Annotated in this window: 14 protein-coding genes; 5 read left to right on the top strand and 9 right to left on the bottom strand. The window is 58.1% G+C overall.

The genetic code is table 11. The features are described from left to right. Window positions 1–174 precede the first annotated feature (174 nt). Window positions 175–1383, bottom strand: a complete 1209-nt coding sequence (odhB, locus tag ACYVIS_RS02640) for a 2-oxoglutarate dehydrogenase complex dihydrolipoyllysine-residue succinyltransferase (protein WP_460873199.1) — start codon at window positions 1381–1383, stop codon at window positions 175–177. A 30-nt stretch (window positions 1384–1413) separates the two neighbouring features. Then, window positions 1414–4284: a 2-oxoglutarate dehydrogenase E1 component gene (locus tag ACYVIS_RS02635; RefSeq protein ID WP_232744327.1), complete on the bottom strand. Its 2871-nt coding sequence runs from the start codon at window positions 4282–4284 to the stop codon at window positions 1414–1416. Window positions 4285–4733: 449 nt separating this feature from the next. Here ACYVIS_RS02635 and ACYVIS_RS02630 point away from each other — a divergent pair, with 449 nt between their 5' ends. Beyond that, window positions 4734–7031, top strand: a complete 2298-nt coding sequence (locus tag ACYVIS_RS02630) for an NADP-dependent malic enzyme (protein WP_232744328.1) — start codon at window positions 4734–4736, stop codon at window positions 7029–7031. 1004 nt (window positions 7032–8035) lie between these two features. Here ACYVIS_RS02630 and gltA read toward each other — a convergent pair. The 7 genes from gltA to ACYVIS_RS02595 form a co-directional block, all read right to left on the bottom strand. Next, window positions 8036–9337: a citrate synthase gene (gltA, locus tag ACYVIS_RS02625; protein ID WP_232744329.1), complete on the bottom strand. Its 1302-nt coding sequence runs from the start codon at window positions 9335–9337 to the stop codon at window positions 8036–8038. A gap of 19 nt (window positions 9338–9356) precedes the next feature. After that, window positions 9357–9617 (bottom strand): FAD assembly factor SdhE, encoded by a 261-nt coding sequence (locus ACYVIS_RS02620; protein ID WP_232744330.1) that lies wholly within the window; start codon window positions 9615–9617, stop codon window positions 9357–9359. Between the two features lie 12 nt (window positions 9618–9629). Then, window positions 9630–10346, bottom strand: a complete 717-nt coding sequence (locus tag ACYVIS_RS02615) for a succinate dehydrogenase iron-sulfur subunit (RefSeq protein ID WP_232744331.1) — start codon at window positions 10344–10346, stop codon at window positions 9630–9632. A gap of 13 nt (window positions 10347–10359) precedes the next feature. Continuing rightward, window positions 10360–12138, bottom strand: coding sequence for a succinate dehydrogenase flavoprotein subunit (gene sdhA / locus ACYVIS_RS02610; protein ID WP_232744332.1), 1779 nt, complete (start codon window positions 12136–12138; stop codon window positions 10360–10362). A 3-nt stretch (window positions 12139–12141) separates the two neighbouring features. Then, window positions 12142–12525, bottom strand: coding sequence for a succinate dehydrogenase, hydrophobic membrane anchor protein (gene sdhD / locus ACYVIS_RS02605; RefSeq protein ID WP_232744333.1), 384 nt, complete (start codon window positions 12523–12525; stop codon window positions 12142–12144). Further along, on the bottom strand, window positions 12525–12938 hold the full coding sequence (sdhC, locus tag ACYVIS_RS02600; protein ID WP_460873197.1) for a succinate dehydrogenase, cytochrome b556 subunit: 414 nt from the start codon (window positions 12936–12938) through the stop codon (window positions 12525–12527). The genes sdhD and sdhC overlap by 1 nt, the downstream gene beginning before the upstream one ends. Window positions 12939–13034: 96 nt before the next feature. Further along, window positions 13035–13805 (bottom strand): GntR family transcriptional regulator, encoded by a 771-nt coding sequence (locus ACYVIS_RS02595; RefSeq protein ID WP_232744335.1) that lies wholly within the window; start codon window positions 13803–13805, stop codon window positions 13035–13037. A gap of 393 nt (window positions 13806–14198) precedes the next feature. Between ACYVIS_RS02595 and ACYVIS_RS02590 the strand changes: the two genes are divergently transcribed. The 4 genes from ACYVIS_RS02590 (at window position 14199) to ACYVIS_RS02575 (ending at window position 18846) form a co-directional block, all read left to right on the top strand. Further along, window positions 14199–15188 (top strand): malate dehydrogenase, encoded by a 990-nt coding sequence (locus ACYVIS_RS02590; RefSeq protein WP_460873195.1) that lies wholly within the window; start codon window positions 14199–14201, stop codon window positions 15186–15188. Window positions 15189–15296: 108 nt separating this feature from the next. Beyond that, complete coding sequence (gene prpB / locus ACYVIS_RS02585) at window positions 15297–16190, top strand: methylisocitrate lyase (protein ID WP_232744337.1); 894 nt, start codon at window positions 15297–15299, stop codon at window positions 16188–16190. A gap of 17 nt (window positions 16191–16207) precedes the next feature. Further along, entirely contained in the window at window positions 16208–17371 is a 1164-nt protein-coding gene (gene prpC / locus ACYVIS_RS02580; protein ID WP_460873193.1) for a bifunctional 2-methylcitrate synthase/citrate synthase, read from the top strand. 23 nt (window positions 17372–17394) lie between these two features. Continuing rightward, window positions 17395–18846: a bifunctional 2-methylcitrate dehydratase/aconitate hydratase gene (locus ACYVIS_RS02575; protein ID WP_232744339.1), complete on the top strand. Its 1452-nt coding sequence runs from the start codon at window positions 17395–17397 to the stop codon at window positions 18844–18846. Window positions 18847–19056 lie beyond the last annotated feature (210 nt).

Raw genomic sequence — 19056 nt, 5'->3', positions numbered from 1 at the left:
CACTCGATAAAATTGTTGATAACGCAAGCCTGCACGCGCTATGTCAAAAGAAGGGCACCGCCCGCCTGACAGACTGCCATGACAAGTTTTATGCGATGCTCAAACGACAGGCCCCGGCGCTCCCGCAAGCGGTTTCGCGCCGAAGCCCTACCATGCGATTGCTAACCCGGCGCCTTATACATCGAGCAACAGACGTTGCGGATCTTCGAGCGCTTCCTTGATGGCGACCAATGCCAGAACCGCCTCGCGGCCATCAATGATCCGGTGATCATAGGACAAGGCCAGATAATTCATGGGACGAATCACGATTTGACCGTTTTCGACAACCGCCCGGTCTTTGGTGGCGTGTATGCCCAAAATGGCCGCTTGCGGCGGATTGATGATGGGCGTTGACAACATCGAACCAAACACACCGCCGTTCGATATCGAGAATGTACCGCCGGTCAGCTCTTCAAGACCCAGCTTGCCGTCGCGGGCGCGGGCGCCGTATTCGGCAATTTGCTTCTCGATGTCGGCGATCGACATTTGATCGACATTGCGCAAAATGGGCACGACCAGACCACGCGGGCTGCCTACGGCAATGCCGATATCAAAGTAGCCGTGATAAATGATGTCCTTGCCATCGACCGATGCGTTGACTACCGGATATTTCTTGAGCGCCGCCATGGCCGCCTTGACGAAGAAAGACATGAAGCCCAGCTTCACACCGTGCTCTTTCTCGAACTTTTCCTTGTATTTGTTGCGCAGGTCGATGACGCCTTGCATGTTCACTTCGTTGAACGTAGTGAGAATCGCATTTTCGGATTGCGATTGAAGCAGACGCTCGGCAACACGCGCACGCAAGCGGCTCATGGGCACGCGTTGCTCGGGCCGGCCATCGAGAGACAAAGTGGGCGGGGCCACAGGCGCCGCGGCCTTGGGAGCGGGAGTGACACTGGCTTGCAAGGCATCGCCCTTGGTAATGCGACCGCCACGGCCTGAACCCTCGACCGAAGCCGGATCGACGCCCTTATCGGCCAGGATCTTTCCCGCGGCCGGCGAGGCAATCGCAGACGCTGCTGGCGCGGCCACGACGGGAGCGGCTGCTGGAGCAGCCGGAGCAGCAGCAGCCGCTGCGACTGGCGCCGCCGCGGTCGCCTTGGCTGTGGTATCGATACGAGCCAGCACCTCGCCCGCAGTAACCGTGCTGCCGTCGCCTTTGACGATTTCGCTCAGTACGCCGGAAGACGGGGCAGGTACTTCAAGCACCACTTTATCGGTCTCGACTTCGATAAGGATTTCGTCTTCGGTGACGGCTTCGCCGGGTTGTTTTTTCCAGTTGAGCAAAGTCGCTTCGGAAACCGATTCCGAAAGCTGGGGAACGAGAACGTCAGTAATAGCCATAATTTTTAGTCCGTTATTTAAAAATATTCGTTACTTGGTCAGCATGTAGCCTTTGAACTTGGGCGCAAGAGCCGCTTCGAGCAAGGCCTTTTGCTGTTCCTGGTGCTTGGCCAGGTAACCCACCGCCGGCGAGGCCGAAGCGGCGCGGCCGGCATAACCAAGTCGTTGACCTTCTGCCATATTCTCGTACAAATGGTGCTGAATATAAAACCAGGGGCCCTGGTTCTGTGGCTCGTCCTGAACCCAGACGATTTCCTTGGCCTTGGAGTATTTTTGCAACTCGGCCTGAAATGCCTTGTGGGCAAAAGGGTACAGCTGTTCGATACGCAGGATGGCGGTATCGGTACGGCCTGCCTCGGTCCGGGCATGGACCAGGTCGTAGTACACCTTGCCCGAGCAAACCAGGACGCGTTTGACCTCGTCGGCCTGGATGCTTTCGTCTTGCTCGCCAATGACCGGCAGGAACTGGCTGGTGACCAGGTCGGACAGCGGCGACGTGGCGTCTTTGTTGCGCAACAGGGACTTGGGCGTAAAGATGACCAACGGCTTGCGAAACGGCCGAATCATCTGGCGGCGCAAGACATGGAAAATCTGCGCGCCGTTGGTGGGCTGCACAACCTGGATGTTATTGTCGGCACACAACTGCAGGAAGCGTTCGATACGCGCCGACGAGTGCTCCGGACCCTGCCCTTCGTAGCCGTGCGGCAGCATCAGGGTCAAGCCGCATTGCCGGCCCCACTTGGCCTCGCCCGAAGTAATGAACTGGTCGATAACCACTTGCGCGCCGTTGACGAAGTCGCCGAACTGGCCTTCCCAGATTGTCAGGGTATTGGGCTCGGCCGACGCATAGCCGTATTCAAAACCCAGCACGGCTTCTTCGGAAAGCACCGAATCGATGACCGTGAAAGGCGCCTGGTTCTCGGAGACGTTCTGCAAGGGAATATACGTGCCGTCGTCCCAACGCTCGCGCTTCTGGTCGTGCAACACGGCATGGCGATGAGAAAACGTGCCGCGCCCTGAATCCTGGCCAGTGATGCGTATGGCGTACCCGGATGAAACCAGGGTTGCAAAGGCCAGGTGCTCGCCCATGCCCCAATCGAGCTTCTGCTCGCCGTGCGCCATATTGCGGCGATCGTTGAGCAATTTGTTGACCAGCGGGTGCACGGTAAAGTTGTCGGGTATTGTTGTGATCTTTTCGCCGATACGCGTCAGTTCGGCCAGAGGCACGCCTGTATCGGCCTGGTCGGTCCATTTGGCGCCCAGAAAGGCAGACCAGTCGGTCGAGTACTTGTTCTTGAAATCGGTCAGAACCGGCTCGATGGTGCGCTGGCCATCTTCCATGAGTTGGCGGTAATCCTTGACCAATTGATCCGGCTCGCCTTCAGCCAGGATGCCTTGTGCAACCAGCTTGTCGCCATACAACTTGCGGGTGCCCGGATGCTTGCCTATGCTTTTGTACATAAGGGGCTGGGTCAGCGAGGGAGTGTCCTGCTCGTTGTGGCCAAGCTTGCGGAAGCAAACGATATCGACCACCACATCGTGATGGAACTGCAGGCGATAATCGAGCGCCAGTTGCGTAACATACACCACGGCCTCGGGATCGTCGCCGTTGACATGGAAAACCGGTGCCTCGATCATTTTGACGACATCGGTACAGTACAGCGTGGAACGCGTGTCGCGTGGATCGGATGTCGTGAAGCCGATCTGGTTGTTGATCACGATATGCAGGGTGCCGCCGGTGCCGTAACCACGAGTCTGTGCCAGGTTGAGGGTTTCCATGACCACGCCCTGCCCTGCAAACGCGGCGTCGCCGTGGACCAGAACCGGCAGTACTTCGTTGCCCTGATGATCGCCGCGGCGATCCTGGCGCGCGCGTACGCTGCCTTCAACCACCGGATTGACGATTTCGAGATGCGAGGGGTTGAACGCCAGCGACAGATGCAGAGGACCGCTGCGCGTGGAAAGATCGCTGGAAAAACCATTATGGTATTTGACATCGCCATCGGAGAGGCCCTCGGCGTGCTTGCCTTCGAACTCGGCGAACAGGTCGCCGGGCATCTTGCCCATGATGTTGACCAGCATATTGAGACGGCCGCGGTGAGCCATGCCGACCACGATCTCCTGGACGCCGTTTTCGCCTCCGTGGTTGACGACTTCATCCATGGAGGCGATAAAGCTTTCGCCGCCCTCGAGAGAAAAGCGCTTCTGCCCCACATATTTGGTGTGCAAGAAGCGCTCCAGGCCCTCGGCTTCGGTCAACTGCTGCAATATATGACGCTTGCGCTCCGATGAATAAGGCGGCACGCCACCGGTGGACTCCAGGCGCTCCTGGATCCAGCGCTTGGCAGCCGGGTCGGAGATATGCATGAACTCGGCGCCCACGCTGCGGCAGTAGGTATCGCGCAATGCCTTGAGCATGTCGCGCATGGTCATGGTATCGGCTTTGGTGAAATAGGTATTGGTTGCCGCGTACACCTGATCGAGATCGGACTCGGCCAAGCCATAAAAACTGGGATCGAGCTCGGGAATGACAGGACGATCGTGGCGCTTGAGCGGATCGAGCTCGGCGAACCGGGAACCCAGCGAGCGATACGCGGCAATCAGCGATTGCACATACACCTGCTTGTTGGCGACCGACAGATCCGGCTCTTGGGCGCGCGCTACAAAGGCATTGGCCCTGGCACGCTGCGCAAAAGACTCCACAATGGGCGCATGCGCCTGATCGCGCGTGATCTCATTGCCATCCGTAGCAGGCAAATGCTGCAATTGATCGAAGTAATCGCGCCATTGATCACTGACCGAACCCGGATTATCCAGGTAGGACTCGTAGAGTTCCTCTACATATGGGGCGTTACTGCCGAAAAGGTATGAATTGGATTGAAGTTCTATTTCCGATGACATAAATGCGCTTCACCTATCCGAGTGTCTCACTCGTTTGATGCAGGGAACAACCTTCCGCGACACGGCCAGACCGGTTAGCGGATAGCGGGGCAGAAGGCAACGTACGACGCCTTGATAAGCCGTATTCGCAGTAGTATAACCCTGAACAATTTATAAAGTAACGCCAAAGGGAAACCCACACCGTAAATAATGTCAAGACGTTGGCATTAACAAACACCCCGATATGCAGCCTGCAATATTGCGCTGCAAAACCACGCAAGCGAAAACTCTGCTGAAATACCGCTTTCAGGCAAAAGAGGAAAGTCCGCGGGTCTCGGCCGTCAATGGCCAGGAGCATACTGGACTCGAACATGCTCCTTTAGAATACCGCTCCAAATCGCCTTTGCATTTTTAAAAAATTTATAAACCCGTATTTACTATTCAGCACATTATCCTGGAGCTTTTCCATCATGGACGCCAACGCCGATCTCAACAAACTAGCACTCGATTATCATGCCTACCCCACTCCAGGCAAAATCTCGGTCACCCCCACCAAAACCCTGGCGAACCAGGACGATTTATCGCTGGCCTACTCGCCGGGCGTCGCCGCGGCATGCATGGCCATACACGCCGACGGCGAGACAGCCGCGTCCAAATACACATCGCGCTCCAATCTGGTGGGCGTGGTCACCAACGGCACGGCCGTGCTGGGCCTGGGCAATATAGGCCCGCTGGCCGCCAAGCCCGTCATGGAAGGCAAAGGCTGTCTGTTCAAGAAATTCGCCGGCATCGATGTGTTCGATATCGAGCTGAACGAAACCGATCCGGACAAGCTGGTCGATATCATTGCCGCCCTCGAACCCACCCTGGGAGGGGTAAACCTCGAGGATATCAAGGCTCCGGAATGCTTCTACATCGAGAAAAAGCTGCGCGCGCGCATGAAGATCCCGGTTTTTCACGACGACCAGCACGGTACCGCCATTATCTCCTCGGCCGCCATCCTGAATGGCCTGAAAGTCGTCAACAAGAAGATGGCGGACGTCAAGCTCGTCTGCTCGGGCGCCGGAGCCGCGGCCATTGCCTGCCTGGACCTGCTTGTACACCTGGGCATCCAGCGTTCGAACATTTATGTGGTCGACTCGCGCGGAGTCATCTGGGCCGGCCGTGAACAAAATATGGAAGCCAACAAGGCGCGCTATGTGCAAAACACCGATGCGCGCACACTGGCCGATGTCTGCCGCGACGCCGATGTGTTCCTGGGCTGTTCAGCGCCCGGCGTACTGACCGCCGATATGGTCAAGACCATGGCCCCCAGCCCGCTGATCCTGGCCTTGGCCAACCCCGAGCCCGAAATCCGCCCCGAAATCGCCAAGGAGGCCCGTCCCGACTGCATTATTGCCACGGGACGCTCCGACTATCCCAACCAGGTCAACAACGTTCTGTGTTTCCCGTTTATTTTCCGCGGAGCGATGGACGTCGGAGCCTCGGTCATCAACGAAGAAATGAAGCTGGCCTGCGTCAAAGCCATTGCCGATCTGGCCCAGGCCGAGCAGAACGACGAAGTGGCCAGTGCCTACGCCGGCCAGGAGCTGTCGTTCGGCCCCGACTACATCATTCCCAAGCCCTTCGACCCGCGCCTGATCGTAAAAATCGCGCCGGCAGTCGCCGCCGCCGCGGCAGCCTCGGGTGTGGCGGCCCGGCCCATCGAAGACATGGAGGCCTATCGGCAGAAGCTCATGAGCCTGGTGTACCACACCGGCCAATTGATGCGACCCCTGTTCATGCAAGCCAAGACGGCACCCAAGCGCATCATATATGCCGATGGCGAAGATGAACGCGTCCTGCGGGCGGCACAAACAGTGGTGGACGAAAATATTGCCTACCCCACCCTGATCGGGCGTCCCTCGGTCATCAATATGCGAATCGAAAAATTCGGCTTGCGCCTGAAGGACGGCGGCAACATCGAAATCGTCAACCCCGAAGACGACAAACGCTTCAACGAAACCTGGACGGCATACTACAAGCTGATGGGCCGCGAAGGGGTCACCCCCGAAATCGCCAAGGCCATGGTGCGCAAGCACAACTCCCTGATCGGTGTCATGCTGCTGCGTCGCGGCGACGGCGATGCACTGCTCTGCGGGGTCGCCAGCCGCTACGACAATCAGCTCAAATATGTGCAGGAAGTCATAGGCCTGAAGCCCGGCGCGCAAACCTTTGCCGCCATGAACGTGCTGATGCTGCCCGAGCAAACCCTGTTCATCTGCGATACGCATGTCAACGAGAACCCTTCGGCGGAACAGATCGCCGACATGACGATTCTGGCGGCCGAGGAAATCCTGCGCTTTGGCGTGATACCCAAGATCGCCCTGCTGTCGCATTCGAACTTCGGCAGCCGGCCTTCCGAGTCGTCGCGGAAAATGGCGCGGGCGCGGCAAATGATCAGCGAGCGGGCCCCGCACCTGGAGGTCGACGGCGAAATGCATGCCGATTCCGCCTTGTCGGAAAAAATCCGCCTCAAGGCCTACCCGGACTCAAGCCTGAAAGGGCCGGCCAACCTGCTTATCATGCCCAATCTGGATACCGGGAACATCACCTACAACATGTTGAAGATGACGGGCAGCAACGGGGTCGCCATGGGTCCGGTGCTGCTGGGCGCGGCACGCCCGGTTCATGTGCTGACCACCAGCGCCACGGTGCGCCGCATCGTCAACATGACGGCGCTGGCGGTGGTCGATGCGCAGCAGGAGGCCGGGCAGGTGAAACTGTAGAAAAATGCGGCGAGTCGATAGTGCAATGCTGAGATTGCAGCGATATCGTTCTTGATCCGTGGCGGGGAGGTCCAGGCAGGGTGCTGTGCGCCGTGCCATGTCTGGATTTCCGTATCACTGGCGCATTTTTTGTTCGAAGTGTTTACTGTGCATTCGACGGTTTGGTATTTAAAGACGCCGTCTATCGGGACTTGGGGTCAGGACCGGCACGGCGTGCTTGATCCGGATCTACCTCGTCCAGGCGGGCGTCGGGCCAACTCACTACGCCGCTGGCGCGGCTCCGTTCAAACAGGGCCCGACGACTTCCCCCGCCTTCCCTACGGTAGCATCCGGCGCACGCCTTACGCCGGTCCTGACCCCAAGCCCCGATAGACGGCTCACATTGCGGCATGCCTGGAATGAACTTGCTTGCACCTACCGTTAATGGGCCTGTACCCATAGAACCGTTAACGTGCCCGCACTCATGCCTCTATCGAGTGGCCACTACATCACGATGTGCCAAACCCTGGATTTACTATGCGCCCGACGCCTCAACGTAGTCTGTGATTGGCTCAACGCGGCCTCCCCAATGTATACCTCGATGCATTACCTCAACGCGAGCCGCAGGGTGGGCGGTGCTGTGTAGTCCGGCGGTAGTCCAGCGCCGGGTGCTGACGAAGGGAAGGCGGGGGCTTTCGGCGGGCGCTGTCTGAGCCCGGCCTCGCGAGGCCGGGCGAGTTCGCCCGACGCCCGCCTGGACGAGGCAGACCCGGGTAGTCGGCTAGCGCAGCTAGCCGACCGCTGGACGTGCCGGACTACACAGCACCGCCCACCCTGCGGCGTCTTTATAGAACTACCCGTCCAAAGCAAAGGTATCCACAAAGAATACGCCGTCACAAACAAATGCCTGGCGCCGGATGCGAAATAATAAGGGCACCCACAAGAGGTGCCCCTTCCAAACCACCGGTTCAAATCACAGCCCTGCGGTCCCGCTGGCCGCCACTAACCGGCAGACTGCCGCGCGATCAGCCGCGCTTGACGTTGCGCGACACCGAACCCGTGTACAACTGACGTGGACGGCCGATTTTGTAGTCAGGGTCGGACAGCATTTCGTTCCACTGGGCAATCCAGCCCACCGTACGGGCCAGCGCGAAAATGGCCGTAAACAGCGAAGTGGGAATGCCAATGGCACGTTGCACAATACCCGAATAGAAATCGACGTTGGGATACAGCTTGCGGTCGACGAAATACGGATCTTCAAGCGCAATGCGCTCCAGTTCCATCGCCAGCTTGAACAGAGGATCTTTCTCGAGCCCCAGCGCAGCCAGCACTTCCTTGCACGTTTGCTGCATCAGTTTGGCACGTGGATCATAGTTCTTGTAGACACGATGGCCAAAACCCATCAGGCGCACGCCCGAATTCTTGTCCTTGACCTGCTCCATGAACTCGCCGACTTTCTCGACACCGCCATTGGCTTGCAAGTGCTCGAGCATCTGCAAGCACGCTTCATTGGCACCGCCATGGGCCGGCCCCCACAGGCAGCCCACGCCGGCCGCAATCGCCGCAAACGGGTTGGTGCCCGACGAGCCGCAAAGCCGGACCGTGGAAGTCGAGGCATTCTGTTCGTGATCGGCATGCAAAATGAAAATGCGATCCAGAGCGCGCTCGACCACATCATTGACCTTGTATTCTTCGCAAGGCGTGCCGAACATCATGCGCAGGAAATTGCCGGTATACGACAAATCGTTTTGCGGATAAATATAAGGCTGGCCCTGCGAATACTTATAAGCCATGGCCACCAGGGTGGGCATCTTGGCAATGAGGCGTATGGCCGAAACCTCGCGGTGATGCGGATTGGTGATATCGGTGGAGTCGTGATAGAAGGCAGACAAGGCGCCTACCAGGCCGACCAGGACCGCCATGGGGTGGGCATCGCGCCGGAAGCCGCGCAAAAAGAAATGCAGTTGCTCGTGCACCATGGTGTGGTGCGTAACCAGCGAATCAAAATCGGTTTTCTGCGTGCCATTGGGCAAATCGCCATTCAGGATCAAATAGCAGATATCCATGAAGTCGCAATTTTCGGCGAGCTGGTCAATGGGGTAGCCGCGATACAGCAGCTCGCCCTTGTCGCCGTCGATATACGTGATGGCCGATTCGCAGGAAGCCGTCGCGAGGAAGCCGGGATCATACGTAAACATGCCGGTTTGACCATACAGCTTGCGAATGTCGATCACATCCGGGCCTACCGTACCCTGATAAACAGGAAAATCGATCGGCGCGCTGCCGTCGGAAAACGATAGCGTGGCTTTTTTGTCTGACAGTTGCATTGCATTATTCCTAAAAAAATTACAGCTCTTGCATTTGCGTCACCAATCGACGAATCGCCGGGGTATCGTAGTCTCCCTGAAGCTCCGTGCGAGCCAGCAAGACATCGAGCAATTCGTTATCACCCATTTCAAACAGCTGAGTCAGGGCGGAAACATCGGTGTCAATCAACTGAGATTCATACCGATCCAGGAATCGGGTAATGATCAGGTCATTTTCCAATAAACCTCGACGTGCCCGCCAACGCAGACGGGCACGCTCCAACTCGGACAAGGTACTCATGCGAGCTCTTGTCTAGATCGCACGACGGACCAATAGTTCCTTAATTTTGCCAATCGCGTGCGATGGGTTAAGGCCCTTGGGACAGACGTCGGCGCAATTCATGATGGTATGGCAGCGGAACAGGCGATACGGATCCTCGAGGTTATCGAGACGCGCGCCAGTCGCTTCGTCGCGGCTGTCGGCAATGAAACGATACGCCTGCAACAGGCCGGCAGGTCCGACGAACTTGTCGGGATTCCACCAGAAGGATGGGCAGGCGGTCGAACAGCACGCGCACAGAATGCACTCATACAGGCCATTGAGCTCTTCGCGCGCTTCGGGTGTTTGAAGGCGCTCTTTCTCGGGCGGCGGCTGGTCATTGATCAGGTACGGCTTGATCGAATGATACTGGTTGAAGAAATGGGTCATGTCGACGATAAGGTCGCGAACCACAGGCAAGCCAGGCAAGGGCTTGAGCACGATGGGCTGCTTGAGTTCGAGCAGATTGGTCGTGCACGCCAGGCCATTCTTGCCATTGATATTCATGGCATCGGAACCGCAGACGCCTTCACGGCAGGAACGGCGCAACGCCAGGCTGTCGTCTACGTCGTTCTTGATGCGCAGGATGGCATCCAGCAGCATTTTATCGGTGGGCTGCAGCTCGACTTCGAGCTTCTGCATGTAGGGGCGCTCGTCCTTGTCGGGATCATAGCGGTAGATTTCAAACTTAACGATGCGTTTTTCACTCATTTCGATATCCTGCTCAGAACGTCCGCGATTTCGGTGGGAAGCTGTCTACGGTAAGCGGCGTCAACTGCACCGGCTTGTAGTCGAGACGGCTGCCTTCCGAATACCACAAGGTATGGCGCAACCAATTTACGTCGTCGCGCTCGGGGTGATTGCTGAGCGCATGAGCGCCGCGGCTCTCGGTACGATTGGCCGCCGATTTGGTCGTTGCGCGAGCGACCTCGATCATATTGGTCAGTTCGAGCGCCTCGACGCGGGCGGTATTGAAAACCTTGGATTTATCCTTGAACGAAATATTGGCCACTTGCTGGGCCAGATCTTCGATCTGGGTGACACCTTCGTTGAGCAGATCGAGAGTGCGGAATACGCCGCAATGATGCTGCATGGAGAAACGAATGGCGTTGGCCACGTCCGCGACTTTTTCGCCGGAGTTGCGAGTTTCGAGCTTGTTGACGCGATCCACCGAATAATCGATGGCCGATTGGGGAATCGGCTGATGCGCGTGCTGGCGTTCGGGATGCGAGTCGACAATATGGTTGCCCGCGGCACGGCCGAATACCACCAGGTCGAGCAGGGAATTGGTGCCCAGGCGATTCGCGCCATGCACGGAAACCGCGGCGCATTCGCCGATGGCATACAGGCCGTTGACAACCTTGTTTTCGCCGTTGTACGTGGACACCACCTGGCCGGTGTAATTGGCCGGAATGCCGCCCATCTGGTAATGGATGGTCGGCACGACCGGAATCGGTTCCTTGATGGGATCGACGTTGGCAAACTTGATGGCGATTTCGCGTATCGACGGCAGGCGCTTCTGTATGGTTTCGGCACCCAGGTGATCGAGCTTGAGCACCACATAGTTGCCGTCCGGGCCGCAGCCGCGGCCTTCCTTGATTTCCTGATCCATGGAGCGCGACACGAAATCGCGCGGCGCCAGATCTTTTAATGTAGGCGCATAACGTTCCATGAAACGCTCGCCGTCTTTATTGAGCAGAATCCCGCCCTCGCCGCGCACACCCTCGGTAATCAACACGCCGGCACCGGCCACGCCGGTGGGGTGGAATTGCCAAAACTCCAGGTCCTGCAAAGGCAGGCCGGCGCGAGCCGCCATACCCAGGCCATCGCCGGTATTGATGAAGGCGTTGGTCGATGCGGCCCAGATGCGACCGGCGCCGCCAGTGGCCAGCACCGTAGTCTTGGCCTCGAGTACGTAGATTTCGCCGGTTTCCATTTCCAGAGCCGTTACGCCCAGCACATCGCCGGCTTCATTGCGCAGCAGGTCGAGCGCCATCCATTCGACGAAGAACTGCGTACGGGCCTCCACATTGCGCTGATAAAGCGTATGCAAGAGCGCGTGGCCGGTACGATCGGCCGCGGCACAGGCGCGCTGCACCGGTTTTTCGCCGAAATTGGCCGTGTGGCCGCCAAACGGGCGCTGATAAATCGTGCCGTTGGGATTGCGGTCGAAAGGCATGCCGAAGTGTTCGAGCTCGTACACGGCGTTGGGCGCTTCGCGGCACATGAATTCGATGGCGTCCTGATCGCCCAGCCAGTCGGATCCCTTGATAGTGTCGTACATGTGCCAGTACCAGTTGTCTTCGCTCATATTGGCCAGCGAAGCACCGATCCCGCCCTGGGCGGCCACGGTGTGCGAACGGGTGGGAAACACTTTCGACAGCACGGCAACGGACAAGCCCGCCTGTGCCAGTTGCAATGAGCAACGCATGCCGGCCCCGCCGGCTCCTACGACCACCACATCGAACTGGCGGCGAGGTAGGGAATTTTTGACAGCTGCCACGGTTTATAGGCTCCAGAGAATTTTTGCAAAATAGACAAGCGAACCGACCAGCCAGAGCGCGGTCAGCACTTCCAGCAGCAAGCGCACCCCGGTGGGCTTGGCATAGTCCATCCAGATATCGCGCACGCCTATCCAGGCATGCCAGGCCAGCGACATGAAGGCCAGCGTGGCCAGCAGTTGCCCAAGCGGGATGCCAAGGCAATGGAAGGTAAACAGGTGGCGCCAGCCTTCAAAATCGAGCTTGGATGTAAAGAGGATCCCGACAATCAGGACCAGCGTGTAGACAGCCATGATAATGGCGGTCATGCGCTGGATGAGGAAGTCCCGGGAGCCGTAATGAGCGCCCACGACCAGGCGTTGAGTACCGATGCGTTCTTGAGTCGCCATTACCACGCTCCAAACAATTTAAGGCCAAAAACCACGGTCAGGGCCAGGCTGACGCCAATCACAAGCCCCGCGCTTTTCTGCGCCGAGACTTTATCGACGCCAATATGCAGATCGATGGTCAGGTAGCGGATGCCGGCACAGAAGTGATGCAGATAACCCCAAATCAGCACCAGCAAGACCAGCTTGCACAGCGGATTGGCGGTCCAGGCCTGCATGGCCGCAAACGATTCGGGCGATGTCACGCTCAGGGCAAACAGAGGCAGGATGACAAGCGGCAAGCACAGGAACAACAAGGCGCCACTGGCGCGATGCAGGATTGAAGATTTACCAGCGAGCGGCAGACGATAGCTCAGGATCTGGGAAATGCTGAGATTGCGAAACTGTGGACGCGGCTTTGAAGCTGAATCGGACATGATGGCCTCGGAGTTATAACAAGTAATTTTGGGCAAAGCACAACCAGCATTTTCGCCTATTTAAGGGATCCGTATCAAATCGGCGAAAAAACCCTATTAATTCAAACTGTTTCTGTAATGGAACCGATCTGTTACATATAATCCCCTACGAATTTCCATGGGCCGATCCCCATAAGTGTAAGAAACTCTCTCCACCTGCAATAAAGGGCTGGCGGGCTTGATTTGCAGCAAGCCCGCCTGTTCTTGATCGGCCGAAACAGCTTTTATTTTTTCGTCGGCGCGCACCATGCTGACGCCGAACTCAGATTCGAACAATGCGTAAAGCGGGCCGCGATAACGGGCCAGCGATTCGGCGGTCAGGCCGCGAAACACCGAACCCGGCAGCCATATGTCGTCGAGTATCGTGGGAACCTGGTCAAATGACAATACTCTACGCAAGTTCACAACCATATCGGCGGCGCGCAGATCAAGCAAATGGGCAATATCGACCGGAGCCTTGACCCGCCGGCACTCCAGGATCTGACTGCCCGATACCGGAGGCTTGCTGTCGTCGGGGGTGAGGCGCAAAAAACGATAGCGCACCTTGGCCTCGTTGTGAGTCGCGACAAAAGTACCTTTGCCTTGCCGCCGCAGCAATAGGTTTTCGGCCGCCAGCTCGTCGATCGCCTTGCGTACCGTTCCCTGGCTGACCTGAAAGCGCGCAGCCAATTCGAACTCGCTGGGTATGGCCTCGCCCGGTTTCCATTCGCCCCGATCCAGGCTTTGTACCAGCAGACCCCGGATCTGCTGGTACAAAGGACTGAAGGCCGCACTGCCAACAGTACGGTCTGTGTCTGATGCACGGTCGATTGGGGGAATATCGGGCATGGTTCAGGCTTGAAGCAAGCCAAGTGTGATTGTTTGAAACTTCTATTATTATTCTCGCACGCCTGCGCCTTCCTGTCTAACACTCTTCTGTCTTATATAAGATATAAGATCATTGACGTTAACGTCAATTTCGACTACTCTTTTACTCGGTATGTATCAGGCTGGCGGCCGTCGAGTCCCGCCTGAAACATCGCCATGCCGTACGTGCGCGGCTTGTTTCACAGCCAGGCCTTACCTTCAGAGTCGTGCAGCGGCTTGACCCCGTGCTTGCCTGCTCGCCGGGCGGAAAGCGAAGGCAAGCCAGGCAAGGCGTGCGCCCCAAAAAGGCATGTAAAGGAATTAAACTGTCGAGTGTTCTCACTCGCTCAACTCATCACCTTTCGGAGATTGTTCATGTCCAAACCCGCCATGCGTGTCGCCGTCACCGGCGCTGCCGGCCAAATCGGCTACGCCCTGCTGTTTCGCATCGCTTCGGGCGAAATGCTCGGTAAAGATCAGCCGGTAATCCTTCAGCTTCTCGAAATCCCCGACGAAAAAGCACAAAAGGCGCTCAAAGGCGTCATGATGGAATTGGACGACTGCGCCTTTCCGCTGCTCGCCGGCATGAGCGCGCATAGCGATGCCCGCGAGGCATTCAAAGACGTCGATGTCGCCCTGCTGGTTGGCGCACGTCCGCGCGGCCCGGGCATGGAACGCAAAGACCTGCTTCACGTCAATGCCCAGATTTTCACGGTTCAGGGCAAAGCGCTCAATGATGTCGCCAGCCGCAACGTCAAAGTGCTGGTCGTGGGCAATCCGGCCAACACCAACGCTTATATCGCCATGAAGTCGGCACCCAACCTGCCGGCCAAGAACTTCACGGCCATGCTGCGGCTGGATCACAACCGCGCCCTGTCGCAATTGGCGGCCAAATCGGGCAAACCGGTTGCCGATATCGAAAAACTCATCGTCTGGGGCAATCATTCGCCCACGATGTATCCCGATTTCCGCTATGCCACGATAGGCGGCCAAAGCCTGACCAAGCTTATCAACGATGACAAATGGAACCGCGAAGTCTTTATTCCTACAGTAGGCAAGCGCGGCGCCGCCATCATCGAGGCGCGCGGCCTGTCCTCGGCGGCTTCGGCAGCCAATGCCGCGATCGACCACGTACATGATTGGGTCCTGGGCACACAGGGCAAATGGGTCACCATGGGGATCCCTTCCGACGGTTCCTACGGCATTCCCAAAGACATCATCTACGGCGTGCCGGTTACCACGGCAAACGGCGAATACACGCGCATCGAGGGCCTGGAAATCGATGCTTTCTCGCGCGAACGCATGGACTTCACTCTCAAAGAGCTGCTCGAAGAACGCGACGGCGTACAAGAATTGCTCAAGTAAGCCGTTCTGCAAAGGCCCCTTGATGCGGGCCTTTGTTTTTCATGGCCGCCACTGTTTCATATCAACCGACCGCTGCGCACATCTGCCCGGCCTTCTCCGGAGACTCGCATGACCCGACCCGCCTCGCCCGGCGCCCTGTTTCGCCAGGCACTTAAAGAAGAACAACCGCTGCAAATCATGGGCACCATCAATGCCAACCATGCGCTGCTGGCACGGCGCGCGGGATATCGCGCCATTTACCTTTCGGGCGGAGGCGTAGCGGCCGGATCGCTGGGCCTGCCCGACCTGGGCATCAACACGCTCGACGATGTACTGACCGACGTGCGCCGCATCACCGATGTCTGCGACGTTCCGCTTGTCGTCGATATCGATACCGGGTTCGGGCCTTCCGCCTTCAACATTGCCCGCACCGTCAAAAGCCTGATCAAGTTCGGCGCCGCGGCCTGCCATATCGAGGATCAGGTCGGCGCCAAGCGCTGCGGCCATCGACCCGGAAAAGAAATCGTCTCGACGCAGGAAATGGCCGATCGCGTCAAGGCGGCGGTCGATGCCCGCACCGACTCCGATTTCTTCATTATTGCGCGCACCGACGCCATTGCCGTCGACGGCGTCGACGCTGCGCTGGACCGGGCCCACGCCTGCGTTGCCGCCGGCGCGGACGCCATTTTCGCCGAAGCATCCTACGACCTGGCCACCTACGAACGTTTTGCAAAAGCGCTCAATGTTCCCATATTGGCCAACATTACCGAATTCGGCAAAACGCCCCTGTTCAGCGTGCCCGAACTGGCCGGCGCCGGTGTCGGCATGGTGCTGTATCCCTTGTCGGCCTTCCGCGCCATGAACAAGGTAGCCGAAACCGTCTACCAGGCCATACGCCGCGACGGCCACCAGAAAAACGTGATCGATCTGATGCAAACCCGCGACGAGCTCTACGACCGTATCGGCTACCACGCATTCGAATCCAAGCTTGACGCACTCTTCCAGCAAGGCAAATCCAAGTAACTTTCAGGAGTTGAGACATGGCTACGACAGTTTCAAAAACCAATCCCGGCTTTAAACCCAAAAAATCCGTTGCACTCTCCGGCATCGTCGCCGGCAATACCGCCCTGTGCACCGTAGGACGCAGCGGCAACGATTTGCACTACCGCGGCTACGACATCCTGGATATCGCCGAAGCCTGCGAATTCGAGGAAATCGCCCATCTGCTGGTCCATGGCAAGCTGCCAACCAAGCCCGAGCTGGCGGCCTACAAGCAAAAATTGCGCAGCCTGCGCGGCCTGCCGGCGCAATTGCAAATCGCCCTCGAAGCGCTGCCCGCGGCCAGCCACCCCATGGATGTCATGCGCACGGCGGTTTCGGTGCTGGGCTGCGTGCTGCCCGAGAAAGACGATCACAACTTGCCCGATGCACGCGATATCGCCGACCGCCTCATGGCCAGCCTGGGGTCCGCCCTGCTCTACTGGTATCACTACAGCCACAATGGGCGCATCATCGACGTCCATACCGACGACGACAGCATAGGCGGCCATTTCCTGCACCTGTTGCACGGGGTCGCGCCCAGCGACGACTGGGTGCGTGCCATGCACACCTCGCTCACACTCTATGCGGAGCATGAGTTCAATGCCTCGACGTTTGCCAGCCGCGTCATCGCCGGCACCGGCTCCGACATGTACTCGGCCATCGCCGGCGGCATCGGCGCGCTGCGCGGCCCGAAACACGGGGGCGCCAACGAAGTCGCCTTCGAAGTGCAGAAACGCTACGACTCGCCCGACGAGGCCGAGGCCGACATACGACGCCGCGTCGAGAACAAGGAAGTCATCATCGGCTTCGGCCACCCGGTGTACACGGTCTCCGATCCGCGCAACCAAATCATCAAGGATGTGGCCCGCAAGCTGTCCAAAAAGCAGAGCAATATGAAAATGTTCAATATTGCCGAGCGGCTCGAAACCGTCATGTGGGACGCCAAGAAAATGTTCCCCAACCTGGACTGGTTCTCGGCCGTTTCCTACCACATGATGGGCGTGCCCACCGCGATGTTTACACCGCTGTTCGTGATTGCCCGTACCGCGGGCTGGTCGGCCCACATCATCGAGCAACGCGTCGACAACAAGATCATCCGGCCTACCGCCAACTATGTCGGCCCCGAAGACCAGAAATTCGTGCCCCTCGATAAACGCAAATAATTTTAGCCATCCAGGAAACCCTTATGTCCGCGCATATTTCCAATGTACGCCCCGCACCGGACCAGGTGCTGGTCGATATCGTCGACTACGTACTCAATTACCAGATCAAAAGCGAGCTGGCCTACGACACGGCTCGCAATTGCCTGATCGACACGCTCGGCTGCGGCCTCGAAGCGCTGGAATACCCGGCGTGCAGAAAACTGCTCGGCCCTATCGTGCCCGGTACCGTCGTGCCCAACGGCGCCAAAGTCCCCGGCACTCAATTCCAGCTCGACCCCGTGCAAGCGGCCTTCAATATCGGCGCCATGATCCGCTGGCTCGATTTCAACGACACCTGGCTGGCCGCCGAATGGGGCCATCCGTCGGACAATCTGGGCGGCATCCTGGCCACCGCCGACTGGCTGTCGCGCAACGCCGTGGCCATGGGCAAGGCGCCCCTGCTCATGCGCGACGTTCTCACCGGCCTGATCAAGGCGCACGAAATCCAGGGCTGCATTGCGCTGGAAAATTCCTTCAACAAAGTGGGCCTGGATCATGTGGTGCTCGTCAAAGTCGCCTCTACGGCGGTGGTCTCGCAAATGCTGGGCCTGAATCGCGACGAAACCATCAATGCGGTGTCGCTGGCCTGGGTCGATGGCCAAAGCCTGCGTACCTACCGCCACGCGCCCAATACCGGCAGCCGCAAGAGCTGGGCCGCCGGTGATGCGACCAGCCGCGCGGTACGCCTGGCGCTTATCGCCAAGACCGGTGAAATGGGCTACCCCTCGGTCCTGTCGGCCAAGACCTGGGGCTTCTACGATGTGCTGTTCAAAGGCCAGGCTTTCAAGTTCCAACGGCCCTATGGCAGCTATGTGATGGAAAATGTGTTGTTCAAAATATCGTTCCCGGCTGAATTCCATTCGCAGACCGCGGTGGAATGCGCCATGGACATCCATCAAAAGCTTGAAAAGGCGGGTAAAGCCGCTACCGATATCAAGCGGATCACCATACGCACCCATGAGGCGTGCATCCGCATCATCGACAAGAAAGGCCCGCTGAGCAATCCGGCCGACCGGGATCACTGCATCCAGTACATGGTGGCCGTTCCAGTCATATTCGGCCGCCTGACCGCGGGCGACTACGAAGACGCCATCGCCGCCGATCCTCGCATCGACGCGCTGCGCGACAAAATCGTGTGCGTGGAAGATCCGGCCTTCACCAAGGATTATCACGATCCGGAAAAACGCTCGATCGCCAACGCACTGACCGTCGAATTCAATGATGGGAGCAAGCTCGACGAAATCGTGTGCGAATATCCGATTGGCCACAAACGTCGCCGCAAAGATGGTATTCCGCTGCTGGAAGCCAAGTTCCGCACCAATCTGGCGCGTCAATTTCCCGCCAGGCAGCAACAACGGATACTCGAAGCTTCGCTGGACCAGAAAACCCTTGAAAACATGCCGGTGCACGAGTACGTGGATCTGTATGTAATTTAAGGGGCGAAAGAAAACACGCCAGCTCATTTTTGGTTCTAGTGTGTTTACGGCATTGGATGCGTTTCAGTGGCTTTCGTTTTGAGCCGTTTTTGGGCTTGATCTGTGGCTTTGGGCTGTGCGTTGCTGTGTTTGCTGTGTAGGCGGCGGTTATTTCTATAAAGACGCCGCAGGGTGGGCGGTGCTGTGTAGTCCGGCACGTCCAGCGGTCGG

Source organism: Paralcaligenes ginsengisoli (assembly GCF_054781135.1).
This window is presented reverse-complemented; position numbering and strand designations above follow the sequence as displayed.

Coding starts and splice junctions, on each gene's coding strand:
- prpC (WP_460873193.1), top strand. CDS start 16,208: ATGGCTACGACAGTTTCAAAAACCAATCCCGGCTTTAAACCCAAAAAA.
- ACYVIS_RS02615 (WP_232744331.1), bottom strand. CDS start 10,346: ATGAGTGAAAAACGCATCGTTAAGTTTGAAATCTACCGCTATGATCCC.
- ACYVIS_RS02635 (WP_232744327.1), bottom strand. CDS start 4,284: ATGTCATCGGAAATAGAACTTCAATCCAATTCATACCTTTTCGGCAGT.
- ACYVIS_RS02590 (WP_460873195.1), top strand. CDS start 14,199: ATGTCCAAACCCGCCATGCGTGTCGCCGTCACCGGCGCTGCCGGCCAA.
- odhB (WP_460873199.1), bottom strand. CDS start 1,383: ATGGCTATTACTGACGTTCTCGTTCCCCAGCTTTCGGAATCGGTTTCC.
- prpB (WP_232744337.1), top strand. CDS start 15,297: ATGACCCGACCCGCCTCGCCCGGCGCCCTGTTTCGCCAGGCACTTAAA.
- sdhC (WP_460873197.1), bottom strand. CDS start 12,938: ATGTCCGATTCAGCTTCAAAGCCGCGTCCACAGTTTCGCAATCTCAGC.
- ACYVIS_RS02595 (WP_232744335.1), bottom strand. CDS start 13,805: ATGCCCGATATTCCCCCAATCGACCGTGCATCAGACACAGACCGTACT.
- ACYVIS_RS02620 (WP_232744330.1), bottom strand. CDS start 9,617: ATGAGTACCTTGTCCGAGTTGGAGCGTGCCCGTCTGCGTTGGCGGGCA.
- ACYVIS_RS02575 (WP_232744339.1), top strand. CDS start 17,395: ATGTCCGCGCATATTTCCAATGTACGCCCCGCACCGGACCAGGTGCTG.
- gltA (WP_232744329.1), bottom strand. CDS start 9,337: ATGCAACTGTCAGACAAAAAAGCCACGCTATCGTTTTCCGACGGCAGC.
- ACYVIS_RS02630 (WP_232744328.1), top strand. CDS start 4,734: ATGGACGCCAACGCCGATCTCAACAAACTAGCACTCGATTATCATGCC.
- sdhD (WP_232744333.1), bottom strand. CDS start 12,525: ATGGCGACTCAAGAACGCATCGGTACTCAACGCCTGGTCGTGGGCGCT.